Origin of the sequence: Saccharibacillus sacchari DSM 19268 (genome assembly GCF_000585395.1) — a bacterium.
Classification (GTDB): Bacteria; Bacillota; Bacilli; order Paenibacillales; family Paenibacillaceae; genus Saccharibacillus; species Saccharibacillus sacchari.
Map to the genome: position 1 here is coordinate 5,704,472 of NZ_KK073875.1, position 25,868 is coordinate 5,730,339.

General features: G+C 53.9%; 19 protein-coding genes. 6 read left to right on the forward strand and 13 right to left on the reverse strand.

Going from position 1 to position 25,868, the window contains the following annotated elements; translation table 11 throughout:
* Positions 1 to 62 precede the first annotated feature (62 nt).
* Positions 63 to 1,520, forward strand: coding sequence for an alpha-L-fucosidase (locus SACSAC_RS24780; protein ID WP_037291110.1), 1,458 nt, complete (start codon positions 63 to 65; stop codon positions 1,518 to 1,520).
* Positions 1,521 to 1,612: 92 nt separating this feature from the next.
* Entirely contained in the window at positions 1,613 to 2,101 is a 489-nt protein-coding gene (locus SACSAC_RS24785) for a hypothetical protein (protein WP_037291111.1), read from the forward strand.
* A gap of 135 nt (positions 2,102 to 2,236) precedes the next feature.
* Here the strand turns inward: SACSAC_RS24785 and SACSAC_RS24790 are convergent, their stop codons facing one another.
* From SACSAC_RS24790 to SACSAC_RS24845, 12 genes are all read right to left on the reverse strand, one after another.
* Positions 2,237 to 3,658, reverse strand: a complete 1,422-nt coding sequence (locus SACSAC_RS24790) for an MATE family efflux transporter (protein WP_037291112.1) — start codon at positions 3,656 to 3,658, stop codon at positions 2,237 to 2,239.
* A gap of 152 nt (positions 3,659 to 3,810) precedes the next feature.
* Positions 3,811 to 4,830: a GGDEF domain-containing protein gene (locus tag SACSAC_RS24795; RefSeq protein ID WP_051507397.1), complete on the reverse strand. Its 1,020-nt coding sequence runs from the start codon at positions 4,828 to 4,830 to the stop codon at positions 3,811 to 3,813.
* Between the two features lie 183 nt (positions 4,831 to 5,013).
* Positions 5,014 to 5,535, reverse strand: coding sequence for a GNAT family N-acetyltransferase (locus SACSAC_RS24800; protein WP_037291113.1), 522 nt, complete (start codon positions 5,533 to 5,535; stop codon positions 5,014 to 5,016).
* Between the two features lie 657 nt (positions 5,536 to 6,192).
* Entirely contained in the window at positions 6,193 to 8,634 is a 2,442-nt protein-coding gene (locus SACSAC_RS24805; RefSeq protein WP_037291114.1) for a glycogen/starch/alpha-glucan phosphorylase, read from the reverse strand.
* Positions 8,635 to 9,212: 578 nt separating this feature from the next.
* On the reverse strand, positions 9,213 to 10,316 hold the full coding sequence (gene glgD, locus SACSAC_RS24810; RefSeq protein ID WP_037291115.1) for a glucose-1-phosphate adenylyltransferase subunit GlgD: 1,104 nt from the start codon (positions 10,314 to 10,316) through the stop codon (positions 9,213 to 9,215).
* Between the two features lie 301 nt (positions 10,317 to 10,617).
* On the reverse strand, positions 10,618 to 11,760 hold the full coding sequence (locus tag SACSAC_RS24815; protein WP_037291116.1) for a glucose-1-phosphate adenylyltransferase: 1,143 nt from the start codon (positions 11,758 to 11,760) through the stop codon (positions 10,618 to 10,620).
* Positions 11,761 to 12,186: 426 nt separating this feature from the next.
* Positions 12,187 to 12,993 carry an energy-coupling factor transporter transmembrane component T family protein gene (locus SACSAC_RS24820; protein ID WP_037291117.1) on the reverse strand — a complete coding sequence of 269 codons (807 nt, stop codon included), beginning with the start codon at positions 12,991 to 12,993 and terminating at the stop codon, positions 12,187 to 12,189.
* Positions 12,977 to 14,662 (reverse strand): ABC transporter ATP-binding protein, encoded by a 1,686-nt coding sequence (locus SACSAC_RS24825; protein WP_245608698.1) that lies wholly within the window; start codon positions 14,660 to 14,662, stop codon positions 12,977 to 12,979. Before SACSAC_RS24825 ends, SACSAC_RS24820 begins: the two co-directional genes overlap by 17 nt.
* The gene (locus tag SACSAC_RS24830) at positions 14,643 to 15,254 is read right to left on the reverse strand and encodes an ECF transporter S component (protein ID WP_037291118.1); all 612 of its coding nucleotides are present in this window, start codon (positions 15,252 to 15,254) and stop codon (positions 14,643 to 14,645) included. Before SACSAC_RS24830 ends, SACSAC_RS24825 begins: the two co-directional genes overlap by 20 nt.
* A 357-nt stretch (positions 15,255 to 15,611) precedes the next feature.
* Positions 15,612 to 16,589, reverse strand: coding sequence for an SDR family NAD(P)-dependent oxidoreductase (locus SACSAC_RS24835; protein WP_051507399.1), 978 nt, complete (start codon positions 16,587 to 16,589; stop codon positions 15,612 to 15,614).
* A gap of 528 nt (positions 16,590 to 17,117) precedes the next feature.
* Positions 17,118 to 17,903 (reverse strand): helix-turn-helix domain-containing protein, encoded by a 786-nt coding sequence (locus SACSAC_RS24840; protein WP_037291119.1) that lies wholly within the window; start codon positions 17,901 to 17,903, stop codon positions 17,118 to 17,120.
* Positions 17,904 to 17,975: 72 nt separating this feature from the next.
* Complete coding sequence (locus tag SACSAC_RS24845) at positions 17,976 to 18,665, reverse strand: MarR family winged helix-turn-helix transcriptional regulator (protein WP_156951096.1); 690 nt, start codon at positions 18,663 to 18,665, stop codon at positions 17,976 to 17,978.
* Between the two features lie 153 nt (positions 18,666 to 18,818).
* Here SACSAC_RS24845 and SACSAC_RS24850 point away from each other — a divergent pair, with 153 nt between their 5' ends.
* The 3 genes from SACSAC_RS24850 (at position 18,819) to SACSAC_RS24860 (ending at position 23,305) form a co-directional block, all read left to right on the forward strand.
* Positions 18,819 to 19,256, forward strand: a complete 438-nt coding sequence (locus tag SACSAC_RS24850) for a GNAT family N-acetyltransferase (RefSeq protein WP_037291120.1) — start codon at positions 18,819 to 18,821, stop codon at positions 19,254 to 19,256.
* A 466-nt stretch (positions 19,257 to 19,722) separates the two neighbouring features.
* A complete protein-coding gene (locus SACSAC_RS24855) occupies positions 19,723 to 20,715 on the forward strand; it encodes an N-acetylglucosamine kinase (protein WP_051507400.1) in 993 nt (330 codons plus the stop codon).
* A 214-nt stretch (positions 20,716 to 20,929) separates the two neighbouring features.
* The gene (locus SACSAC_RS24860; protein ID WP_037291121.1) at positions 20,930 to 23,305 is read left to right on the forward strand and encodes an outer membrane protein assembly factor BamB family protein; all 2,376 of its coding nucleotides are present in this window, start codon (positions 20,930 to 20,932) and stop codon (positions 23,303 to 23,305) included.
* A 203-nt stretch (positions 23,306 to 23,508) separates the two neighbouring features.
* Here the strand turns inward: SACSAC_RS24860 and SACSAC_RS24865 are convergent, their stop codons facing one another.
* Positions 23,509 to 24,375: an MBL fold metallo-hydrolase gene (locus tag SACSAC_RS24865; RefSeq protein ID WP_037291122.1), complete on the reverse strand. Its 867-nt coding sequence runs from the start codon at positions 24,373 to 24,375 to the stop codon at positions 23,509 to 23,511.
* Between the two features lie 210 nt (positions 24,376 to 24,585).
* On the opposite strand from SACSAC_RS24865, the gene SACSAC_RS24870 reads away from it, so the two are divergent.
* Positions 24,586 to 25,806 (forward strand): PQQ-dependent sugar dehydrogenase, encoded by a 1,221-nt coding sequence (locus tag SACSAC_RS24870; protein ID WP_037291123.1) that lies wholly within the window; start codon positions 24,586 to 24,588, stop codon positions 25,804 to 25,806.
* Positions 25,807 to 25,868 lie beyond the last annotated feature (62 nt).

Here is a 25,868-nt window from a genome sequence, read left to right on the forward strand (position 1 = left end):
ATACTGGGACGTGCATAGAGTCACCGAAGTCAATTCGAAAACGGGAAGGACATGTGGGCAAAATGGATAGAAGTTCTTACTTGAAACAAATCCGGCAAACGATCGAACGCGGCAGATTCAAAGACGATTGGGAATCGTTGAGCCAATTTGAAGTCCCTCAGTGGTACAAGCAGGCCAAATTCGGGATTTTCATTCACTGGGGCTTGTATTCCGTGCCGGCTTACGACAGCGAATGGTATTCCCGCAATATGTATATTCAAGATTCCAAAGCTTACGAACATCACGTCAAAACATATGGAAAGCATGCAGAATTCGGCTACAAAGACTTTATTCCGATGTTCACGGCCGACAAATTCGATGCTTCCGAGTGGGCGAATTTGTTCAAGCAGGCCGGCGCGCGATATATCATGCCGGTCGCGGAACACCATGACGGATTTCAAATGTACAAAAGCGAGGTATCGACGTATAACGCTTTTGATATGGGTCCCAAACGCGATCTGCTCGGCGAAATGAAGCAGGCGTTCGACGAAAAAGAATTGGTGCTGTGCGCTTCTTCCCATCGGGCGGAGCATTGGTTCTTCATGTCTCACGGCAAACACTTCGAATCGGATATCCGGGAACCTTTGGAAATCGGAGACTTTTACTGGCCTGCCGCTCCCGAACCGGACCATCACGACCTGTTCAGCCCTGCTCCGAGCGAAGAATTTTTGGAAGACTGGCTGATCCGCACCTGCGAAATCGTGGACGCGTACCGACCGAAGGTCATGTATTTCGATTGGTGGATTCAACACTCCGCGTTCAAGCCTTATCTCAAAACGTTCGCAGCCTACTATTACAACAAAGGCGAAGAATGGGGTACTCCGGTCGCGATCAATTACAAGCACGACGCGTATATGTTCGGCTCGGCCGTTCCCGACGTGGAGCGCGGGCAATTTGCCGAACTCAAGCCCTACTACTGGCAGACCGACACCGCCGTCGCCAAAAACTCCTGGTGCTACACGGAAGGCAACGACTACAAAGCATCCGTCGAAATCATTCGCGACCTGGTTGATATCGTAAGCAAAAACGGCAATCTGCTGCTGAACGTCGGCCCCAAAGCAGACGGCAGCATCCCGGAAGAAGACCGTCAAATTTTGCTCGATATCGGCGCTTGGCTGCATGCCAACGGCGAAGCGATCTACGATACCACCTATTGGCGAATCTCCGGCGAAGGCCCTACGCAGATCGTCGAAGGCCAATTCACGGACGGCGAAACCAAACTCTATACGCCGGAAGATATTCGCTTTACGTTAAAAGGTTCGACGCTGTATGCGACAGTCCTGGTTTATCCGGAAAACGGCCGCGTCGCGATTCGCTCTTTGAAGTCGGATTCGCATCATTTTGCCGGCTTGATTCGGGAGATCAGCATTCTTGGATTTGACGAAAAAGTCGCTTGGGAACGTACATCCGAAGCCTTGATTCTCCAAACGTCTTCAGTGACAAGCTCTGTTCCGGTCGTCTTTAAAATCCAACTGGATTAACGAATAACGAATCGCCAATACCGGAAATCGGCATTGAATGCTCGGCTTGTTTTACGGATAATGGAGAAAAGCTTTTCTGCGGAGGTTTGAATATGCCGAATTCGACGGTTTATACCGTAATGACAGCCGTTAATTTCTGGTGGGGCGCATACGGGTTGGACGAGCCCCCGGACAGCGAATACGTATGGATTTACGATAACCCGGACGAATCCGGCGAAGCTTTGGCCCGGATCGAAGTCGGTTCGAAGCAGCGGCTGCGGGATATTGACGAACGCGGCATTCTGCCGGCCATGATTCAAATCATTCCTCCGTCGCCGTATTTGGAACGGGAAGCGCTTGAACGGTCGGTACTGTTTTTTTGCGAAAAATTTCTGGGTATCCGCGCGCAAAAAGTCGTGCATCTGCGCTTCCTGAGCGTCGAAGAAGCGATCGGCAGTTATGTGGATTTCACGTCCGACATGTACGGACAGCCCAAATTTTCCGACGAACGGATCCGGGAGATCGCCGAAAAATCGGACAAAAGCGAGAACGACATCCTCAAGTTCGTGACCAGAGCGCTGCAAAAAAAGGCTGACGAATAAACGAAAAAGCCCGTTTGCCGCCGGAGAAAACCGGACGGACAAACGGGCTTTTTTCTATGCGCATCAAGCATGGACCGGCAGCTTTTTCGACCGATCATTGAACGATACCGTGTCCGGTTCGAAGCGAATTGCGATTTACACCGAGGGAGCAGGCGGAGGCACCAGGCTCTCACTTGGTTCAGTCTCGTTATGCTGGACCAGCGAATGCTTTTTCCATACCCGGCTTTTCCAGCGCACATACATCACGCCGACGCGAATCCATTCGTCCACGGCGATCGCCAGCCAGATTCCCGGCAGTCCCATGTTCCATTGGAACACGAAGAGGTAACCGAGCGGCAAGCTGATTCCCACCATCGTAACAAGACCGACGTACACGGGGAATTTGGCATCGCCCGCCGCGCGCAGCGATCCGATCACGATCATGTTGAACGTACGCGCCGTCTCCAGCACGATACTGAGCACGAGAACCTGCGTCGCCATGCGGATAATCTCCGCATCGTCGGTGAAAAGACCCACGAGCGGATGACGCAGCGCGATGACGACGAGATCGACGATTACCGTGATGACGATCGCGCGCTTCACGCTGCTCCATACTTGGTGATACGCGTCTTCCTTGCGGTTCGCGCCGACCAATCGGCCGACGATAATCCCCGTGCCGATCGCCACAGCGACCGCGAACAGGTAGATGAACATCGAGATGTTCGTCGCGTATTGACGGGCAGCCAGCGCTTGGGCGCCGAGGAACGTCGCGTAGAAGAAGAAAATCATCTGACAAGACTGATACGTAATCTGCTCAAGCGCGGACGGCACGCCGATGCGCAGAATTTTCATAATATATTCGCGCGTCAGATTCAGGTAGAACTTGAATTGAATCCGCACTTCCATGACCTGATACAGCATCCAGAACAGTACAACGGCTGCAACGGCGCGGCTGATGACCGTTGAAATTGCCGCACCCTCGACGCCCATCGCCGGAAAGCCCAGATGGCCGAAGATCATGACATACCCGCCCGCCACGCTCAAAATGTTCATGCCGAGCGCGACGAACATCGTCAGTTTCGTTTGTCCGTACGTGCGAATCGTCGCCGACAGCATGTTGATCAGAGCTTGCAAGAAGATCGCTCCGCCGACGATGTGCATGTAAGACTTCGCATAGACGAGAATATCGCCGTGCAGGTTGAGCGCCACCATCAGATGATGTCCGAAGGCGAGGAAGATCGCGCTCATCGTGACGCCCAGCATCAGATTCAGCGTCAGGGACAAACCGGAGATTTTGGCGGCTTCGTAATGGTTGCGAGCCCCCAGATATTGCGCGATAACGATAGCGGCACCGTTACCGACGACCTCAAGTATGAGGATGGCGATCGAGATGACCTGGTTGGCCGCGCCTACCGCCGCCACCGCGTCATCCGACACGCCGCTGAGCATCATCGTATCGGTGATCCCCATTAACATAAATAAAAAGACTTCCAGGAATATCGGCCAGGTTAAACGGAACAGATTGAACTCGCGCTCCAGCGGAAGCTTGGCAGCAGCGGTCCCGTTCTTCGTTTTCATCTCTTCACCCTCCTTCAATACGTTTGTTTATTTCAAAACAAAACGTATCTTAGCACGGCGAAGTTGAAAAAGCATCATTTTTCTTGAAATTTCCTGAAAATTATATGGCTCGTTCTCAAAGTTTCCTTTTTTGCATATTCAGCTTGCGATATTCAAATCCGAACATAGTCGTATTCCCGCGTTTCCGGTGCTTCGAAATGCTGTTCGGCACGTTGAATGCGATTACGTCCCGCGCGCTTGGCTTCATACAAAGCCATGTCGCAGCACTTGTAAATGCGGTCCAGATCCGAACGATGCTCGGGTACGAATGTCAGTGCGCCGATGCTCAACGTATAAGAACCTTCGGCAGCCACCCGAATACGTTCCGCCAACAACGTCGACTCGGCGCGCGAAGCACCCGGCAGCAGAATCGCGAATTCGTCGCCGCCGTAGCGTCCGAATAAATCGTGCGGCCCAAGCTGCTTGGATACGACGGCACTCATCTCGCGCAGCACGCGGTCGCCGATATCATGCCCGTATGTATCGTTGATGCTTTTGAACCCGTCGATATCGAACAGTAAAAAAGACACCGGAAGACGGCGCTTGGCATACTGATCGAGAACCGCCTCCGCTTTATAAATAAAAGTACGTCGATTCCAGATCTGAGTCAGATCGTCGACGCTGGCCAGACGAAACAGCTCGTCATCCGACTTTTGCTTGGCAAGCAGCACGAAGCCTGTATTCGCGAGCATCATGGTCATATAAGCCGAGATCGAGAACAGATTCTGACTGACGGTCGCAGCGAGCAGCGCCGCCGGTCCTTCAGCCAATAAAGCAGCACTCGCCCGAATCGCTAAAGCGGCAGCCAAAAAAGTATATAACCCTCCCATTAATCTGCGCAATGCCGGAGCTTTTCGCTGCAGGAGGAGCCGAAGCGCCGGCGGAGCAATTAACAGAGCGCAGAAGGTCGAAGCAATCGCGATGCGAAGTCCTTCGCCATTATAGAAAAAGAGAACCAAGTTAAATAATAGAATAGCCGTCAACATGACGATAATGCCCATCTTGCGCGTGCGCGGCGTCAATACGCCTTGCAGCCGAAGCAATGCCGCCGACTCGAAAGCCGTTCCCAGAAACAAAAAGGTATTGCTCAGCGAAATAACGGCCAGATCCCCGAGACTTCCTTTTAACAGCATCAGCGACCAAGCTCCTGCCTGAAGTAACTTTGCCGTAAAAAAGATAGAAATCGACGCGTCCCTACTCTCGCTTCGCCGGTAAGCACTCAAAAGTATAATCGTTAACACATGCCCGCAGATCAAAGAAACGTAAACGGTTTGCGGGTCCAGATGAAAGCTCATGATGGGTTCTCACTCTTCCCTTCAAATCGTTAACCCGGCAATATCCCGCCAATACAAAGCAATCTCGGTGAAACTCTCTTCCCCGATTCGAATCTCTTTGCGTTCCGCTTCTTCGCCGCCAAGGCGTTTATAAAAATGCACGGCCGGATTTTGTTCCAGCACCCAGACCATCAATGAACGGTATTCGCGCGTCTTCAACTCATTCAACAAGCTTTGAAACATTTTGCGGCCGATCCCTTTGCGTTGTTCGCTTTGCAGCAGATAGACGGCGTATAGCTCCGCTTCGTACACGCGTCCGGTTTCGCGGTCCACGCCGTAATCCAGAAATCCGCAAATTTGCCCTCGTTCATTTTCGGCTACCATTACCCCTTCGCCATGCTCCGGATCTTTCAGACGTTTCTCCCAATGCGTCCAACGCTGCTCGACGGACAGGCTATCCAGATAAGCGTCCGCAATGATGCCTTTATACGTAGTCTTCCAACTGTCGACATGAACCTGCGCAATGCCCGCGGCATCTTCAGGTCTGGCGAATCTGATCTTCATTGGGGTCGCTCCTCTACAAAAAGTTTCAAGCAACGGGGACGTTCCCATGCCGCCCCTTGCGGCCGGGATTATGCAATCAAGATTTACAGTTATCGTATGAAATTAAAAAACGTTAAGCATATAGGATTCGGCGGACTTTCGCAAATCCCTGCTGGAAAAAGCAAGTTATTTCCAAAGTGAGGAGGAGGGGGAAGGGTAGATATTAAAGAGAACATTAGAGAAAGGCTTGCAATGAATAGATTTCATTGGGGCAACTGCGATTGTTGCGGATAAGCAAAAATCAGAAGGCCATAGAGTCTAATTCGTGATCATTGTTGCTAAAAGGCAAGAATTTGGGAGTATTTGAGCTTTTATACGCTTTTTAGAGAGAAATTGTTGCTTATATGCAGGAAGCTGGCATTTTAAGCTGCTTAGCAAGTGAAATTCTTGCGTATACGCAAGAATAATAAATAGCAAAAAGCCGCTCCTGAGAGCGGCTCGATGTTAAGCAAAGTTGATTCCAAATGAAGCCTCAGCGAAGGGGAAAATTCAGTGAATGACGCCTTTGAACTTGGAAAACCTCCATCATAAATTTCATTCCAGTTTTCCAAGTGAGACAGCGTCTTGAACGAATTTTTCCCGCAGCGCCCGAGCTTCTTAACCGAATAGGATTTTAAATTAACGGCTGCCGATGTTCACCGGCTTGATGTCCCAGATTTCCGTGGCATATTCGTTAATCGTGCGATCTCCGGCGAATCGGCCGGACTTCGCAATATTCAAGATCGATTTTTCCGTCCATAGCTTCGTATCGCGATAATCGAGGCCGATTTGCTGTTGAGCGTCGGCATAACTTGCGAAATCTCGCAGCACGAAGTATTCGTCATTGTGGCTGAGCAGGGAATGGTAGATCGAATCGAAGCTTTGACCGTTTTGGCAGAACGGACCCGGGTGAATCAGCTGATCCAGCACTCTTTTCAAGCGATCGTCACTATGATAGATTGCCGGTGCCGAGTACCCGCCTTCGCGGTAATACTTCTCGACTTCTTCTATGCGCAGGCCGAACAGATACATGCCTTCGTCGCCAAGCGATTCGTACATTTCGACGTTCGCGCCATCCAGCGTACCGACAGTCAGCGCGCCGTTCATCATCAATTTCATATTGCCCGTGCCGGATGCTTCCTTGCCCGCCGTCGAGATCTGCTCGCTGACATCGGCTGCCGGAATGATCTTTTCCGCCAGCGATACCGAATAGTTCTCCAGGAAGAAGACGTTCAGCAGATCTTTCGTTTGCGGGTCATTATTGACGGTAGCCGCGATATTATTAATCAGCTTGATGATTTGTTTCGCCATATAGTAACCCGGAGCGGCCTTGGCGCCAAAAATGAACGTACGCGGCGTAAATTCAAGCGTAGGCTGTTCTTTGATCCGGTTGTACATGTCCATGATATGGAGCGCGTTCAGCAATTGGCGCTTGTAGGCATGGAGACGCTTGACCTGCACGTCGAAAATGGAGCTGGTGTCTACAGCCACGCCATGCTTTTTGTAGATGTAGGCAGCCAAACGTTCCTTGTTCTTATGCTTCACTCCGCGAATCTTTTCTTGGAACGCGGCATCTCCGGCATGTCCCAACAGATCCGTCAAACGGCTCGGATGCGTCTTCCACTCGGAACCGATCGCGCCTTCGATCAGCCCGGCCAAGTCCGGATTGGCATGCATCAGCCAGCGGCGGTGCGTGATGCCGTTCGTTTTATTATTAAAACGATCCGGGTACAATTCATAAAATTCTTTCATCTCGCGGTTCTTAAGAATGTCGGTATGCAGCGCGGCTACGCCGTTGATGCTATGGCTGCCGTGAATCGCCAGATGCGCCATCTTGATCTGTCCGTCCGCGATGATCGCCATGCGGGAAACGCGCTTCTGATCTTTCGGATTTTCTTCAAGCAACGAAGCACAGAAGCGTCTGTTTACCTCTTCGATAATCATGTAAAGGCGAGGCAGCAAATCGCGAACCATTTGTTCCGGCCACGTTTCGAGCGCTTCGCTCAGAATCGTGTGGTTCGTATAGGATACGACGCGGGATACGATGTCCCAAGCCTCTTTCCATCCGAAACTTTTTTCGTCCAGCAGAATGCGCATCAACTCCGGAATGACCAAAGTCGGATGCGTATCATTGATATGAATCGCGACTTTCTCCGGCAGGCGGTCATACGGTAAGCCAAGCTTCTCGAATGTACGAAGCACGCTTTGCACGCCAGCCGAACAGAGGAAGTATTCTTGTTTCAAACGCAGCAGCTTGCCTTCATATTGAGAATCATCGGGGTAAAGGAATTCGGACACCGTCTCGACCGAACGTTTGTAATCGAGGAAGTTATAGTAGTTGCCATTCGGACCGCCGAAGCCGCGAGCGGGATCGGCCGTCGATTCCGCACTCCATAAGCGTAACGTATTTACGGTCTCGTTTTCGTAGCCTACGATCGGAACGTCGTAAGGGATAGCCAATACATCCTCGCCGTTTTTCGTTTCGTACGTATAGTTGCCGTCCGCTGTTTCGACGACTTCGACATTCCCCCAGAAGCGAACATTTACTTTGTTATCGTCGCGGCGAACTTCCCAGACATTTCCTTTTTGCAGCCAATAATCAGGCAGTTCCACTTGGTGGCCGTCAATGATCTTCTGTTCGAACAGCCCGTATTTGTAACGAATCCCGTTGCCATGCCCAGCGTAGCCAAGCGAAGCCAAAGAGTCGAGGAAGCAGGCAGCCAGACGTCCGAGACCTCCGTTGCCCAAGCCTGCATCGGCTTCATATTCTTCGATATCTTCCAAATCCCAACCCAGTTCGCTGAGTGCTTCCCGTACCATTTCCAATACGCTTAGGTTCAGCAGATTATTGCCGAGTAAGCGTCCCATCAGAAACTCCATGGAGAAGTAGTAGACCTGGCGTTCTCCTTGTTCCATGTATGCGCGGTTAGTAGCAGCCCAGTCTTGACCGATTCGCTCGCGAATCATGCTGCCGAGAGCGGCATAGACGTCATCTTCCGTAATCTTCTGAATCTGACGGCCGCTTGTACCGATCAAGCGCTGTTCGAATTCTTTTTTGAAATTTTCTTTATTAGTGAACACGGGTAAGCCCCTTTCCCATTTCGCCGGAAGCGGTGTCCGACGGCGGACGAATTAAAGTATAGTTTCTCTAAAATGATTCGTTCATAAGGATTTCGATACGATTATAGCAGGAACTAAAAAAGCCTTCCACAACCAGGTTCTCTCTTAAGGAACCTGGTATAGAAGACCTGTGGGTTGGATTATATATCGGTGAGAAACCGCTTTTTTTAAACCCTTTATATGGCGAAGCATGTCGAACTTTTACAGAAGGCTATGCCTTTCGATCTAGGGCGTATCTTCAAACCGGCCAACGTGCATCTTTTACCGCCTTTTCGCCCTGCCCCGAATTCGTACCTAAAGCGTGTACGATTCCGGCAACGCAGCGTCACTTTCCCTTGACGTGCCCCGGCACGCCTGCGGAAAAGTTCCTTGTTCAGCACGAAAATTCGGCAAAATCTGCTTCCGTCGAGGTTTGAAGACACGCCCTAGTACTCTGTATCACCTCAAATAGTAGGTTTACGTTTGGCCGAAACGCACATGGGTCTAGTGCGTTTCGGACGAGCGTAACCGTACATTCATCTGATACAGAGTACTAGTTTTTACAACAAGCTGCGTTTGGCGATAACGAAAGGTCTGCGCGAATCGCCGACCAGCGTGCGATTCGCGGTCAATTGGACATCCTTGTCCAAAATAACGTTCTCGACGATGGCGCCCGCTTCGATCACGCATTTCTGCATGATGATCGAATTGATAACTTTGGCGCCTTTTTCGACTTTGACGCCGCGGAAGAGCACGCTGCCTTCGACCTCGCCCGCGATCCGGCATCCGTTAGCCACCAAAGAGTTGCGTACGTCCGCGCCTTCGAGATATTTGGTCGGCGCTTCGTATTTGATTTTCGTGTGCACCGGCATGTCCGGCGAAAATAGCTGCTTGTACTTCTCGGGGTCAAGCAGTTCCAGGCTGTTCTTGTAATAGCTCGCGACCGAGTTGATTACGGCGTGATAGCCTTTATACTCGTAGCCCGCGATCTTCAAGCCGCTCGGATTGCGCAAAACGGCATCGCGGAAAAAGTAGCTGTCGCCGTGCGCGATGCAATATTCCATCTGCTGCATGAACAGGTTTTTCTCCATGATGAACAGGTCGATGTACACGTTGTGATGGCCTTTTTCGTTATGAATGCCTTTGACCGAACCGTCTTCCGCTATCTCCACCCGGAAGCAAGGATCATGCTCGGGTTCGAGCAGGTCGACATGTTTGTACACGACTGTCACGTCCGCGCCCGAAGCTTTATGCTTCGCCGCCAGATCGCAAAAGTCCACTTTGGACAAGTGCTGGCTGCCCGAGTGAACCACGTATTCGCCGCTGCTGCGGGCGAAGAAGTCTCGGTTATTGTGCATATGCTGGAGGTCGCCCGCCGAGATGTCGGTCGGGTCGTTCCAGTCCGGAGGCAGAATGAACAATCCGCCGCGTTTGCGATCCAGGTCCCACGGACGGCCTTCGCCCAGATGATCGAGCAGCGAACGATACTTGCGGCGCACGAACAAAGCGATGTCCTGCACGCCGGCGCTCATCATATTGGAAAGCGCGAAGTCGATCAGGCGGTAGCGTCCCGCGAAAGGAACGGCCGCGCCCGCGCGGAAGTACGTCAGCTCGTTTAATTGGTCCAATTCGTGGTCCAAATTGATTACACCCATGAGTTTCATGGTTCCACCGTCCCTTGTATGCTGTGTTGGGCGGTTAAGGAGTTTCGGCCGCGGAAGGCGCTGCGGGAGAAATTCGTTCAAGACGCTGTTTCGCGCAGAAAGCCTACGGCTTTCCGCGCTCAAAGGCGTCTTTCACTGAATTTCTCCCTCCGCTGCTCCGACGCGAACGCAAACTTCTCAACCTGGTTTTTTATGTTTTGAATCGATGCGTTCGAAATGGATAGTTGCCGCTGACTCGTTTCTCGTCAGAATGGCGAATCGCCGTTTCGGCGATGAGTTCGCGCTTTTGATCCTGTTGGGATCAGAACGGCGAATCGCCGTTAATCAACAAGATTTCGTTCGGGTCTTCGCGGTCTTCGCCGATGACGGTGTTGTCGGGAATGACTTTGCCCTGATCGACGATGGCGCGGTGAATGCGAACGTTTTTGCCGATTTTGACTTCAGGCATGATAACCGATTCGGAGATGATGCTGCCTTCGCCGACTTCGACGCCGTAGAACAGAACGGAACGGTCGACTTCGCCGTAAACGGAGCAGCCTTCGTTAACCATGCAGTTTTTCAGCTTGGCATCGGGCGAGATGTATTGGGCAGGCTCGTTCGGATTGCGGGTATAAATCCGCCAGTCCGGATCGTTCAGGTTCAACTCCGGATCGTCCTTGAGCAGATCCATGTTGGCTTCCCACAGGCTCGGGATCGTGCCCACGTCGCGCCAATATCCTTCGAACGGATACGCGTACAGCGCCAGTTCGTCGGCCAGCATTTTCGGTACGATGTCTTTGCCGAAGTCGTGCGAAGATTCGGAATCCGGTTTATCGATGTCTTCCGTGAGGTATTTGCGCAGCACGTCCCATTTGAAAATGTAGACGCCCATCGAAGCCAGCGTGCTTTTCGGCTGCTTCGGCTTTTCGTCGAACTCGTAAATTTTCAAGTCTTCGTGCGTATTGATCATGCCGAAGCTTGGCGCTTCTTCCAGCGTGACGTTGATGACGGAAATGGTGCAATCCGCGCCTTTTTCCTTATGGTAATCAAGCAACTTCGTATAATCCATTTTATAGACATGATCGCCCGACAGTACCAGAAGATGCTCCGGGTCGTATTGGTCGATAAATTTGAGGTTCCGCGAGATGGCGTCCGCCGTCCCCCGATACCAGCTGCTTCCGTCCTCGCGTTCGTGCGGAGGCAGGACGAATACGCCGCCGTTCTTGCGATCCATGTCCCAATCGCTTCCGACGCCTATGTAAGAGTGGAGCACGAGCGGTTCGTACTGAGTCAGTACGCCTACGGTGTCAATGCCGGAATTCGTGCAGTTACTAAGCGGAAAATCGATAATTCGATAGGTTCCTCCAAAGTAGACGGCAGGCTTGGCCAAAGACTTCGTCAGCCCTTTCAATCTCTTCCCCTGTCCGCCGGCAAGCAGCATGGCGATCATTTCTTTTTTCTTCATTCAGACGAACCTCCTCGGCAATATATAAAGCTGTGCTCGTGGCGGAAGCGATCTCCGCAGATGTGTGGATGCCCCTTGGCGGGACCCTTACGACTTGCCAGGATTGAAAACAGGACGGGCAACCGAGTTAGACAGGATAAAACCACATACACTTCTTTAACCCCTACCGGAGGTTTGGAATCGTCGGTTGCTGGGATTTTTAGAAGAAAAACGTGATCTTGGAGATGAAAAAGCGGTGAAACGATTGGAATCGGTGAAACAGGCAGAAATTGAGTAATCGGTTTGTTTCATAATACCATATCTTGTAAAAAGTAAAAGGGCATGTAAGCTATTGTATAGAAAAAGACGGTTCCCCAATGTGTTCGAAAAATTCGAATCGTCGGTGGAGCCGTCTTTTTCCATCTGCCTACCCCTCAGTATCTCGTTTCAAGGATTCATTCGCATATCTCCCAATTCGAAGATCGGCAAGTTCTGGGCCAGCAGCGCAGCAGCAAGAACGGCCGCAAGCATGACCAGAAACGCTCCCGCATCATACTTCGTCACCGGCGAATCATAATAGTACGTGCGCCGCCTTCCGGCATCGAAACGCTTGACCTCCATAGCCGCCGCCGTACGTTGAGCGCGGCGTATACTCTGGGCAAGCAACGGCAGCGCGTATAATTCAGGCATTTGCAGCAGTCGGCTTGCTCCCTTTTTCCCTCCTGCTCCCCGCACGGCGAGCGCATCCCGCCGAATACGCAGTTCTTCCAACGCCATTGGCAGCAACCGAATCGACGCCATGAAACTGTAGGCGTATTTCGGACTTAATCGAACACGCTGCATCAAGGCATAAAATAACCCGGTCGATGTAGTCGTCAATACGAACAGCAAGCCTTGGCAGCCGAAAGCAATAGAACGAAAGCCCAGGTGCAAGCCGCGATAAAAGCTTTCTTTCGAAATCGAGACCGGCCCCCACGACCACCAGATCTCGCTCCCTTTACCGAATAAAATCATCGTCACCGATGCCGAAGCAAAAGCCAACGCAAAACCGGACGCAAGTAGCGCCGTTTTCCACAGCGGATATCCGGATGCGAAGAAAAGCAGCAGCAAAAATAGACAGGCCAAGTAGAATGAAGCGTCGATTCGGTGCGTAAGCACGGTCCAGACAAACAGTCCGACAAACACAGCCAGTTTCAGCGCAGGATTCGAACGATGCAACCAAGTCTTTCTATCCGGTTCAAAAAAACGTTTCATCAGCGTCCCCCATGACTAACCGCGTACCGTCCGTGCAGGAACGCGCGGTAGATCGATCGTCGACAAGTTTTCCGTTCTCGACGCGCCACACTCGTGTAGCCAACCGCTGGGCGATTTCGGTCTCATGCGTAATCATCAGCACGGCATGGCCTGAAGCCCGCAGTTCCTCGCAAAGATTCAACATGGCAAAGGTATTTCGAGCGTCCTGTCCAAAAGTCGGTTCGTCGAGCAGCAGCAGCGGCTTGGCCGATACGACTGCGGAAGCAACGCTAAGGCGACGTTTCTGCCCCAGCGACAAGAGATAAGGATGCCGCTCCGCATAGTCTGCCAGCCCGAACCTGTGCAGAAACTCCAATGCGCGGCGTTCGATCTTTCCCTCGTCTTCGGCAGTCAATCGGCCCCGGCGTACAAACGGCCAACCGATTCGTGCCGACCCGCCTCTCCGCTCTTGTTGAAGGTTGTGCTCAGCTTCACTGCGCAGTGTGAACGATACTTCATCCAGCACACGATTCGTGACGAACTGAAACTCGGGATTTTGGAACACGAACGCCATGTGCTTGGCCGCCGCCTCTCGTTCTGCCCGACGGCCTTCAGGAAGATATTCGCCATATCGACATAGCCCCCGACGAGGCAGCAAGCCCATCAGCCCGAGCAAAAGCGAGCTTTTCCCGGCACCGTTGGGCCCGGTCACCGCGATCAGATCTCCAGGCAAAACGATAGCCGAATCCACCCTGCACGCCTCTTTTCCGCCGCGAAGCACGGAAAATTGTTCGAGCCGCAGCAAAGGTTGAAGCTCGGATTCAAGCCGGGGGGCGCTCGAATTCGGACAATCCGCTTGATCCTCGATAGGATCCGCGAGTGCCGGCGATTTGCTTTCGGTGATCGGAGCATAAGCGTCCGACCAAGCCTCCGGGTACCAAATTCCGTATTCGCGCAACTGATTTCGGTGGCGACGGAATATCGACTCTGCCGGGCCGTCCGCGACCAGACTGCCGTCAGCCTGAAAAACGATGACTCGGTCGACCCAATCGATCACTTCTTCAATGCGATGCTCGACGATCACAATCGTGCGCCGGTCCGAGACGTTGCGTACCGCTTCCCAAATCGTTCGCCGGCCTTCCGGGTCTAGCAGGGCCGAAGGCTCATCGAGCAGCAGCGTCTCCGGTTCCAGAAGAAGAGCCGAAGCCAATGCCAACCGCTGTTTCATCCCCTGCGACAGATTGCCGATCGGGATATGGGCATCAGGCAGATTCAACCCGACCTGTCGCAGCGCAGCCTCGATTCGAGGTCGCATTTCCTGCACCGGAACCGCCAAGTTTTCCAAGACAAAGGCTAGTTCTTCATCCACATGCGGCATGCAAAACTGCGTCTCCGGGTCTTGAAATACAAAGCCTACGGACTCCGGAACTTCCAGCCTGGCCGCTTTCATCGGAACTTCCGTCACGCGCGGAATCATTCCGCCCAACACTTGAAGCAGCGTTGATTTACCGCATCCGCTCGGCCCGAGCAGCAGAACCTTTTCCCCCCGAAGGATCTTGACCGACAAGTCGCGAAACAACAAGTCGGCTGCCCCCGGAAACTTTAAGCGAAGCCCTTGAATGTCCGCAGCCGTCTCTTCTTTCTGTTCGACAAGAGGCATGCGTGCCTCGCTATCCGTCCAGTGCATCATATTCTTTCCGGTCCACGGGACGCAGCGATTGGGTCACGCCCGCACGCTCCAGCAGTTTGGCCAATCCATACATCAACCAGCCTGCGATGACAAAAGAACTGATCGCGCGCAGCGAATATTTGAGCACGATTACCCAGGTTGCGTATTCCGTGACATAGCCGTAATAAATGTCGGCAAGCAGAGACCCTGCCGCAGCAGCCACGCCCGCCAGACCCGCCACGACCGCGCTTGTGTTCCGATAACGAAAAGCCGCGAATATCAATTCGGCGGCAAGACCTTGCAAGACGCTGTAGAGCAGCAGTTGAATCCCGTAGGCGCTGCCGAACGCGATCTCCAGATGCGCGGCCGCGATCTCCGCGATCAAAGCGACGCCAGGCTTGCGAATCAGCAAAAACGCTAATGTCGAGGCGGCGAACCACATGCCGTATACCAATTCGTCGGACTGAATGAACAATAATCCGGCGATGCTCGATACCGAAGCCCATACGTGATAAACAACGCCCAGCACCAGCGATACGACCACCGTTACCAACACGTCGGTCAGCGTCAATCCTTTGCGGCGCGAAGCCGCAGGCGAACCTTTTGCACTCATCTTCATCGTTCTCCCCGCTGTTTGAAATGCAGCCTTCGCGGTCCGGTCAGTTGGGGCTGGCGGACCGGCAAAAGCCGTTTGGTTCCCTGCGCTAACGAACGATGGTTCGACCGATATGATCGGCAGCCATGAACGGCAAAAAACGGCTTTCCGGCATAAAAAATGCGCAGAAAGCCGTTAGTTTCACGGACGGTTACGAATTCTCTACGCTGGCATGACCCAGATCAGATTAACGGTCAGAAGCGGATGGTTCGGCTTCAGTCTCAGCCCGGCTACCCCGGACCCCCGTATCGTTATGCAGTTGCTTTTTACCCTACACCGTTTTGTTCCGGGACGCAACCACGAATTTTCAGCCGTTCATTTCTTCATGCCGCGATGCAAAATTCGCAGCATGATCGCCTGTACCAGTCGAAACGGGGCTCTTTTTTTCAATGCGACAAGCAAAGCCGCGCCGCGCGGAAGCACGTAACGGAAGCGTCCGCGCCCTTTTTTCCCGAGAGCCAAATCCGCCGCCAGCTTCGCCACGGTTCTCGGATCGCCGCCGCCTTCCGCACTGGCGCGCGACATGTCCAGCATTCGATTCAGCGCGGCTTCATTCGGCGATCCGTCTGCCTTGTGAATGCCTGCAAAGCCTTTTTCCCAGATGTCCGTCTTGTACGAGGCCGGCTCCAACACGTAGGTGCGAATCCCGTAAGGCGCCGTCTCCAACGCCAACGATTCGCTGAATCCTTCAATCGCAAACTTTGAGGATACGTAAGGGCCGTATCCCGGCAGTCCGATCGCCCCGCTCACGCTGCTGATCTGAATAATGCAGCCGCTCCGGGCTTCTCGCATATGCGGAACGACCGCCCCCGTCATGGCGATCAGGCCGAACACGTTGACCGCAAACTGTTCGCGCCAGCCTTCCATCGGCACTTCGCCGACAAATCCGCCCATCGCCATGCCCGCATTATTGACCAAAATATCGATCCGTCCGAACGTACCGATCACCGCTTCCACCGCTTCCCGCACCCGGTCGTCGTCACATACGTCGAGCGTGATCGGACGGATCAGACTCGACACCGGACCGTTCCCCAATGCTTCTAACTCTCCCGTAAAAAGAAGCTCTGCCGCCTCGCCGGTTCCGCCTTGTTCCCGATCCGCCGCCGCAGCCGCTTCGACCAGTTTCCCTGCGGCTTCGGGACGCCTCATGCCTGCCGCGACAAGTACGCCGGCCTTCGCCAATTCAATACCGATATGCAATCCGAAGCCGCTCGACGTCCCCGTCACGATCGCGACTTTCAACGCCTGATTGTTCGGTTCTATTTTCTGCGGCTGCCCTTCGGCTCCTGCCATCCGAGATTCCTCCGTTCTTCCGTTTCCTACGCTCCCATTGTAGCAGGTGAGTCGCGACTTTTCGAAGACGCTTTTCTCCGTGAAACGTCAAACAGCCTTTCAGCAAAATTCCCCGCTGAAAGGCTGTTCCAAAGTCCGTTGAACGCGGCTCGCATTCATTCGCAAACCGCTGCTTGTTATGTACACTCCCGGCGCGCTCCATATCCAAATCGGGGCGCGGTGTGCGTACCTTGCTTATCAGGCATCTATGGTCGAATCATTATAGGCATCCGTTGGGGTTCTTAGAACCAAAGCTCGCTTTGCTCGGCGGCTTTTACGCGGCGCAGACGATTGCGGAAGATGGCACTGCCCCCGGTGCGTCCTGCTCCGCTGCGAATCCGTCTTTTGTTAAACATTTCGGCTCCTCCTTCCTCATCCCGGCGCTCTGGCGTCTCGGGAATGAAAGCTAACGAGTGTTTACCCGACTGCGTCAATTCTCAAACAGGCGGGCAGGCGAAATGAAAAATTCCGAACGAATTTGCAAGGGTTTCAACGAATTTCCGAAGGACTTTTGCCGGTGTATTGCTTGAATTGGCGGCTGAAGAAAAAGATATCGCGATACCCTAGCGCTTCGGCAACCTCCGTCACGTTCATGCCCGCATGGCCGAGCAGATGCTGCGCCCGCTCGATACGCATGCGAATAATATACGACTGCACCGAAGCGCCGACCAGCTCTTTGAACTTGGCGGAAAAGTATCTCGGCGACAAGCCCGCACGCGCCGCGAGATCCTCCACCCGGTGAGCCAGGCTCGGATGCTGCCGAACGTAATTGGCCGCCTCCTGCACCACCTCGTACAGATGATTGCTGCCCCGGCGTTCCGACGGTTCTTCGCGGTCGCCGCGCAGCAATTGGATCATCATTTGCTTCAGCAGCAGCTTGGCTTCCTCGTCCGCGCCGTACGTCTCGCTCAAGAACAAACGCACATAACGGGACAGCAAATATTCGAAGTCAACGGTCTCTCCGAGCACGCGATAAGCATGCGGAATCTCGGATGTCTCGCCTTCGATGTTAAAGTGAATATAAGTCAGCACAAGCGGCTTCTGCGGATTATGCGTCGCGCTGGTATGGTCGCCCGGCCGGAACAGGAAACAGCTTCCTTTCCCGATCTCGTGCGGTTCGTCGTTCAGCAGCAAACGGCCTTCCCCGCTCCATACGTAGAACAGGTCGTAGTTCTGAAGCGGCTGCTCACGTTTTTGCCATTTCCAGCCCGGCTCGCAAGCGATTTTCGCCACATAGGGCGTTAGGATAAAAGAGGACGGCGGCACGTTCAACAACGGCACCCGCTCCTTTCTGTATATAAAATAGGGGAATCTATATCCGCGATAGGCGTACATGCAGGGACAGGGTTAATCAGGCTTTCGATCCTCGGATTGCTTGCCTTCCAAGTTACGCTTCGCGTCCTGCTCGGCACTCTCCTCATAGGTCCAAAGCGAGACTTGACGGGCAGGCTCCGCACTCTCTTTTTGCTCGGAAAAGGGTTCGTTCACTTGTGCGTTTTCCTGCGACGATTCTGCGTCTTGACGCTTGTCGTCCAAGTCTTGCTCTTGAGATTCGGCAGCGATCAAGCGGTTGTAGTACTCATGAATATAGGGGCGCCGACCGCCTTTTTGCACGAAACGCCAATCCTTTTCCACGTTAAGCCGAACCCGATACAGCATATCCAGAAGTTGAGCCGTCTCGTCCGGGGATAGTCCGCGCAGCGAAGACTCGTCCGAATATTCGCCCTCGTCTTGAATAAACAAGTACGCGGATTTGCCCGTCTCCGTCGGGTAGACTCTCTTGTCTTTGCGCAGATTCGGAGCTTCACGCAATACGACCAACCCTTCGTCTTCCAGCTTTTGCAGCGCGCGCGAAGCCGCGGCGCGCTTGACTTTCAATCGGTCAGGCACCGTTCCGGCAGGTTCGCCGGGATTCTCGCAAATGAACGTCAAATACAAATGCAGCCCGCGCGACAGCTTGAGATGCTTGAATTCGATGCTGCTGATCGCTTCCGAACAGCGCGCAATCGCCTCGACTTCGCGAAGCACTTCCTTCACGACGCAGACCTCCTTCATCAACCAAATATGACTTTGCCCGCATAGACGAGACTAAGATATAATCATAGCTTCATTTCGAACTCCAGCAAATCTATAACAGTTCGATGATCATCCAAACATTCATTCCCATTATATCAGAAAGAAGGTCCTATCATGCAATTTCAACTACTCGACGTTATAACGGAGCAACAACTTCAATCCTGCCGCGATATTCGCGTTACTGTTTTTGTCGAGGAACAAGGCGTGCCGCTTGACGACGAATTCGATCAGTGGGACGCGCTGCGTCCTGAAGCCAAACATATTGTTGCGCTAAACGAAGAGCTGCCTGTCGCCACTTCGCGGTTGCGATTCGTGGACGGTCATGCCAAGTTCGAGCGGATCTGCATTTTGCCGGCTTATCGCAAATACGGGTTGGGGCGGCGGCTGCTTGCCCGGCTGGAAGAATCGGCTCGGGAAGAAGGCGCGGGAAAAGCGGTTCTGCACGGACAGGTGCAAGCGGAAGGATTTTATAAAAAACTGGGCTATTCGCGGGAAGGCGAGGTTTTTGACGAAGACGGGATTTTGCATGTGAAAATGGTGAAGTTTTTATAAGGATTTTAAGCTGAACGCGAAAGTTACTTTGGCGGGGGGGAAGCGAGAAGACTGCGAGAAAAATTCGTTCAAGACGCTGTCTCACTCGGAAAACGGGATTGGAATTTAAGTTGCGGTTTTCCGAGTTCAAAGGCGTCTTTCACTGAATTTTTCTCTCCGTCTGCTCGCTTCCAGTTACGTTGGGGTTTCGCGTTAAGTTGAAATCCTTATCAAAAGTTTCTTTGGGTGGGGGAATAGATATATTCAGAAGTTCTGCGTAATCTCGTTCCAATAGCGCAATCGTCTCCTGCGCGAAGCTTGAGCACAGGGGTGGTTTTCGCGCATATAGGACGAATCGGCTTATGCAGTTCAAGTTCAGGTTCTTCGGCAGAACGGGATTGACGGTTGAAGTTTGATGAATCCAAGGCGAGCGGTTACAATTCGAATCATTGAAGCATATATTCATCCATCTTTGAGGAGGCTTTTCATGCTGGAGAAAATCAATGCCGACTCCGTCGTCGCGGGTGTCGATATGGGCGGAACGAATGTACGGATCATGATCGCCGATCTTGCCGGGCAGGTGCGGGCATTCATCAAAAAAGAAACGGACGAGCTTCCCCGCAGGCGTACGGATATGGCTCCGCTTGCGGCTCTAATGCGCGAAGCGGTCCGAGAAGCCGAATGCGAAGCGGGCGATATCGCTTTTCTGGCTGTAGGGATTGCAGGTCTCGATAACGAATCGGACAAATCTTGGGCAGAGCGCCTGGCCGAAGGCTTCGGGCTTTCCTGTCCGAGCCGAGTCGTGAACGACGCCGTGATCGCGCATCGCGGCGCTTTGGCCGGAGGGCCCGGCATCTTGGTCGCTTCGGGCACGGGGTCGATTCTGTTGGCCCATACCGAGCACGGGAAATGGCTGCGAAATTACGATTTCGGCCATTACGCGGCCAGCGCCGCACGCTTTCTGGCTTATCAGGCCGTCTACGACGTTCTGGCAGGACGGGAAACTCCGGGCGACGGCGTGCTTGTCCGCGACATGCTGCGCTTTTTCCGTACGCCCAGCCTGCGCGACTTGACTGAAGCCGCCGGCCGGAGCTTCAGCCTGGACAGCGAACGGCGGGATAGACTGTTCGGATTGTTTGCGCCTATCGTGACCCGGGAAGCCGAGGCCGGTTCACCGATCGCGGTGCGCGTCTGCGAGGACGCCCTGCGGCAGATCGGCGTCGGAGCCGATCTGCTCGCCTCCTTTTTCGCGGGACCCGATATTCCGATCTCGCAAACCGGCAGCGTAGCCGGCAGCGATTATTTCCTGAACGGCCTGCAAGAGTTGGTGTGCGCGCAGCCCGGCCGGCGTTTTGTCTGGACGGAGCCTCGTCTGACGCCGGCCGCAGGCGCGGTACTGATTGCTTACGAATCGCTGGGATTGTCTTTCGGAGACAGCATGGCCGAAGCGCTGGAAAACAGTCCGCACGCGCGTCTTTGATTTCGATAGGAGCCTGTTCAGCTTTGGAGTCGATCAGCAAACGTCTTGGGAAAAGGCAACTATTTACTTTCTTGAAGCGTCTATGAAGCAGTTCGTTCTCGTCAAACTCTTTTCGGCTGCGAGCTGATCATTCCGGATAGAATGCGCAAACTCGTCAACTTTCGCTGTGTTCGCGGTTTGCGCATACATTCCTATTCGATGCGGAGGTTGCCTCATGCACATCATACATACCGAAAAAAAGTTCCGGCGCTTTACGGTCACCCTGCTCATCGCCGGATTGCTGATCGTCTCGCCGATTCCGGGCGGCCGAAACTCGGGCCATTTCGCCCAAGCCGCCGCTCCCGATTCCGCAACAACAGAAGCCGCAACTTCCCGAGCACCTGCCGTGATCGAGACAGTCGATCTACAAGCATCTGCCCCTATTCTTCGTTATCGCCCGACCGCCGCCGCAAACTGGCGCAATCTGATCGCTCATGATTACTGGGCGGAAGACAGCGAGGTAAAGGTGTTGGACCGAGAAGGCGATTGGCTGCGCGTCAAACAAAACGGAGACAACGGCTGGATTCCGACTTGGTACGCAGAAGCAAAATCCGACCGAATCGAAACCCTGCCTGCCGTGCGATTGACCCCTTCTTCGACGGCCAAACTTCATGCATCGCCCGACAGCGAAGCGGCCTGGGTTTACGACGGCGCTCCGTCGATCTCGATGCTGCGTTTCGGCGATTGGTACGGCGTCTCGCCTTATTCCGGCCGAACCGCAGGCAAAACCGATTCCCATGCGATGCTGCTGTGGTTACATGCGGACGACGTCACCGAATCCGTTGCTCTTGAAAGAGGCTTGCTCGCCGCCGACTCCGACTTGTCGATGAATACCCTTCGTGCCGCGCTGGACGGACAACTGCGGGCGGGGGTTGACGCGGAAACGGTGCGCAGCCTGCTGGGCGAGCCTTTTTCCGCCATGGACGCACCCATGTTGTACCCTAATGACCTGGGCGAAGACGGTCGGTATCACTGGAAAAACGACGGCACGGAGTGGCGGTACGAGCTTCCCGGCGCGCATCTGCTGGTACATATCTCCGAGCAAGACCGCTTAATCGGCCTAAACTGGGTTCTGCCGTTGACCGCTTACGACCAACAGCTTCTCCAAAGCGCTTGGCTGGAGGAAGCCGACTTTGATGCGTTGTATCAAAAACTGCCGATTCTGCCTTCTTTGTCCGTCGATTTCGATTGGCGCACCCGGGTGGATACGAACTACGCGTATTCGGTTTACGCCAACGACGATACCTTGCTTGTGTACAGCGATGACGAAGGGTTCAGCGGCTTTCACTACAGTTCCCTGCTTTATGCCATGGATCGGAAAGACGGCAGCGTTCGCTGGAAATACGACGCCGGCTATTCAGGGTTCCGTTTTTTCCCGAATTCCACAGGCGAAAGCGTAACGATTGACAACTATGGCGCAACAGGCGACGGGCAAAACAAAGGAACGTTGGCTCATTTGCGCCTGAGCGACGGCAAAGTGCTGTGGACATACGATTGGCCGGGCCTGGTTAGGCCGTCCGCGTATGCCGCAGGCGATTCGATTCTGCTGCTGAGCGATGCGGCCAAACGCGGTGACGACGGCGTACTGATCGCCCTCGATGAAAAAACAGGCAAAAAAAGATGGAAAAAGCAGGTCAGCCCTCCTTACGATCTGGTCAATCGCGGCTCGGACGATCCTTATGTGCTGCTGTCCCAAGGCGGGACATTACAAGCTCTTGACCCGCTTACCGGAGAAAAAGTCTGGAGCGTCGCTTCGGATAAAGGTCGGATCGATTCCGGCGAGTCGCTGGTTTATGATCCGAACACTTCGCCGGCGTTAACCGAAACCGACGGAACGCGCTGGATCAAATTCGACGGCGAAGACTGGCGGAAGATCGATACGATCAGCGGTCAAACGTTAGCCCGTTACGCTGCGGAAGAAAACGACGCAGTGGAAGAGTTAGGCGGCGGCTACCTGCTGGTTCAACACGAAACCGATACGCGAAATCTTCGCAATCCGTACGTTCGCGATTATGAGACTTCGTTGATCGAGGCTTCTTCCGGCGACGTGCTGTGGACCCGTTCGGATCTGATGCAAAGCGGCATGGTAGACGGCGATACCTTGTACGCCGTCATTAACCGGATTCCCGCCGCGGTTGATTTGAAGACCGGCGTCACTCTCTGGGAAGCCCGGACCAACGGGATGTATCCCAACTCGGAATTCCGATTCGGCGTCGGTCCTTTCGCCCGGCTCGGCGATTACCTGCTGCTTCCTTACGATAGGGATCTGCTGGCATTCGACAAAAAGACGGGACGGCAGCTCGGTCGGATCGACGGACTGCGTTTCGGCTATCCCGAAACGCAAGAGCGCCTTTCCCTTCAATCGCTGCTGAACGAAAAGGACGGCAAGCTGTATATCGGATCGGCGTCGCGCGCTTTGGCCGTATTGGATGTCGGGAAGTTGACGGAGGTACTGGACGAAGCTGTCGCTTCCGGTCGAGGCATAGCGGCGGTTACGCCTGCTATGCGTGCAGCGGAAAATTCAGCCTGGTATCCCGCGCAGACGCAATAAGCAGGTTTGACGAAATGCTGCGTCCAAGCGTGCAGAATCGGGAATCGAAAGCTTGCTCTCCCGCGCTCCCGGTTCGCTCACGCGGAGCCCGGCGCCTTACGGCGCGCCGGGTTCCCGCGTACGCCTGCACGCAGCAAAAAGGCCGTGCCCGGCGTCGCTGCAACGCGACCCGGCACGGCCTTTTCCCATACCCTTATCCGATTTTATTTCTCCAACCCGTTCATGAAATACTCCACCGCTTCGACCAAATCTTCCGGCAGCGCCTCGTTCTCGGCCAATTCAAGCTCCACGCGCAGATCGCGCTCGACCGCTTCCGGATTCAGCCCGTGCCGCAGCACCTGACGGGCCAGCAGTTCGTACCGACGCACGTCGCCGTAAAACTCCTCGCGCGACATCGGACGTCCATGCGATTCGATCAGCACGTTCGCGCCGTACGCAAACACGGTATCGAGCAGCGCAAGGAATTTGCCCGTCGTATATTTCATCGGACCGTCGTAGACGGACTGCGCAAGCGCGTCGCCGAGGAACAACGTCCCTTCTTCCTTCACGTACACGACGCACGAATCTTCCGCATGATCGCCGCCCACGTACCGAATTTCGCACGTCAGCCCGCCCAAATGCACGTCGATAAAGCGTTCGAACACGATGTTCGGTTCTTCGACGCGGATACGGGTCAAATCCCCTCCGTATTCGGCCAGCATATCCTTTTTCGTACGCTCGCTGATCACGCCTTCGGCAACCAACCGGTCTACCGTATCTGCGTTCCATTTCAATTCCGCGAACCCGCGCAAAATTTCGGCCGTTTTCTTCTGGGCGATCGTCGGCAGGCTCCACTCGGCCAGGCCGAAAGAGTGGTCCCAGTGATGATGCGTGAGCACCATCACGTCGGGAGGACGCACGCCTTCTTTTTCCAAGTAGTCACGAAAAGCAGCCGCGTGCGCCGAAGAGTTGCCTCCGTCGATCAACAGCGTCCGGCTATGTCCGACCACTGCGGCCAACATCGGACGATCCGTATCGTGCTCAGCATGCATCATATAAATATGTTCACTGATACGTTCAAATTCAGGCATTACGCTCAACCTCCAACATACGATTTGAAAAATAACGGGAATCTTGCTATCACGTCACTCTGCTTTATTTTACCATCGCCACCCCTTAACGACCAAGGCTCGAACCGAAAATATGCAGAAATGATCCCTCGTACAAAAAAACGATCGGTTGGCGTTGCTATTGTCGGGTAAAAAACATCTATATCCGAATAAACAAAAGGAGGAACCCCTTTGCTTACAAAATGGAACGGAAAAGCATTGGCCGCACCGCTGCTCGTATTGTCGCTTGCCGCCTGCTCCGGTCAAACCGGCGCTCCCGTCGGAGCCGTGCCGGATGCCCAGTCTCCTGTACAAACGCCGAATGCCGGAAATGAAGCCGTTGACGATGCGCTCAACGAAACGCCTGCCGAAGAATCAACGGACGCGTCTCCTGAAGAAAATGCCGCGACAAGCGACGAATCCGGCATCACGGACGGACTGACGGGAGAAGTCGAAACGGTGACGAACAATCTGGATACGCCATGGGAAATTCAGTTCGACGGCGATCTTATTTATATGACGCTGCGCGGCGGTTCGATCGTCAAGCTTGAAAACGGCGAACGGATCGAGCAGCCGATTGCCATGAATCCGGAAGTGTTGGAGGAAGGCGAAGGCGGATTGCTGGGTTTCGCTTTGGATCGGGATTTTGAACAGTCGCGCACTGCTTATGTATATCACACGTACGGAGAAGGCGACGGCATTCGCAATCGGGTGATTCGGATCGAAGAAGCCGCAGACGGCGCAAGCTGGAGCGAAACGGCCGTCCTGCTGGACGATATACCGGGCGCGCGCGTGCACGACGGCGGACGGATCGCAATAGGACCGGACGGCATGCTGTACGTCACGACCGGAGACGCGCAGGATGAGAGTTCGTCGCAGAATGTCGATAGCGTAGCCGGGAAAATTTTACGGATGACGACGGAAGGCGAAGTTCCCGAGGATAATCCGATCGAAGGTTCTTTCGTGTATTCGTACGGCCACCGCAACTCGCAGGGCATCGCTTGGCTCGAAGACGGCACAATGTACGCTTCCGAGCACGGTCCGAGCGGCAATCCGGGCGGTCATGACGAGATGAACGAAATTCGGGCGGGTGCCAATTACGGCTGGCCGGATGTCATGGGCGACGAGACGGGCGACGGATTCACTCCTCCTCTGTATCACACCGGGGAAACGGCGATCGCTCCTTCGGGAATCGCGGCGACGCCGGACGGCAAACTGCTGGTTGCGAATTTGCGGGGAGAAAGCCTGACGGCGTTCGATCCGGCTTCCGGCGAAATGACGGAAATTCTGAGCGGCGTCGGACGTATTCGGGACGTGGCCGTGAAAGAAGGCGAAATCTATATTCTGACCAACAATACGGACGGGCGCGGTTCGCCTGCCGAAGACGATGATAAATTGCTTATTTTACGATAGGGTATAAAAAAACCTCCTTTCTGCTCCGAAACCGATTAAGGTTGGACTGACCGGGTAAAAAT

Excerpts from the sequence above, each read along its gene's own strand:
- SACSAC_RS24780 (WP_037291110.1), top strand. The coding sequence starts at position 63 with ATGGATAGAAGTTCTTACTTGAAACAAATCCGGCAAACGATCGAACGC.
- SACSAC_RS24785 (WP_037291111.1), top strand. The coding sequence starts at position 1,613 with ATGCCGAATTCGACGGTTTATACCGTAATGACAGCCGTTAATTTCTGG.
- SACSAC_RS24790 (WP_037291112.1), bottom strand. The coding sequence starts at position 3,658 with ATGAAAACGAAGAACGGGACCGCTGCTGCCAAGCTTCCGCTGGAGCGC.
- SACSAC_RS24795 (WP_051507397.1), bottom strand. The coding sequence starts at position 4,830 with ATGCTGTTAAAAGGAAGTCTCGGGGATCTGGCCGTTATTTCGCTGAGC.
- SACSAC_RS24800 (WP_037291113.1), bottom strand. The coding sequence starts at position 5,535 with ATGAAGATCAGATTCGCCAGACCTGAAGATGCCGCGGGCATTGCGCAG.
- glgD (WP_037291115.1), bottom strand. The coding sequence starts at position 10,316 with ATGAAACTCATGGGTGTAATCAATTTGGACCACGAATTGGACCAATTA.
- SACSAC_RS24815 (WP_037291116.1), bottom strand. The coding sequence starts at position 11,760 with ATGAAGAAAAAAGAAATGATCGCCATGCTGCTTGCCGGCGGACAGGGG.
- SACSAC_RS24820 (WP_037291117.1), bottom strand. The coding sequence starts at position 12,993 with ATGAAACGTTTTTTTGAACCGGATAGAAAGACTTGGTTGCATCGTTCG.
- SACSAC_RS24825 (WP_245608698.1), bottom strand. The coding sequence starts at position 14,662 with ATGATGCACTGGACGGATAGCGAGGCACGCATGCCTCTTGTCGAACAG.
- SACSAC_RS24830 (WP_037291118.1), bottom strand. The coding sequence starts at position 15,254 with ATGAGTGCAAAAGGTTCGCCTGCGGCTTCGCGCCGCAAAGGATTGACG.
- SACSAC_RS24835 (WP_051507399.1), bottom strand. The coding sequence starts at position 16,589 with ATGGCAGGAGCCGAAGGGCAGCCGCAGAAAATAGAACCGAACAATCAG.
- SACSAC_RS24850 (WP_037291120.1), top strand. The coding sequence starts at position 18,819 with ATGCAATTTCAACTACTCGACGTTATAACGGAGCAACAACTTCAATCC.
- SACSAC_RS24855 (WP_051507400.1), top strand. The coding sequence starts at position 19,723 with ATGCTGGAGAAAATCAATGCCGACTCCGTCGTCGCGGGTGTCGATATG.
- SACSAC_RS24860 (WP_037291121.1), top strand. The coding sequence starts at position 20,930 with ATGCACATCATACATACCGAAAAAAAGTTCCGGCGCTTTACGGTCACC.
- SACSAC_RS24865 (WP_037291122.1), bottom strand. The coding sequence starts at position 24,375 with ATGCCTGAATTTGAACGTATCAGTGAACATATTTATATGATGCATGCT.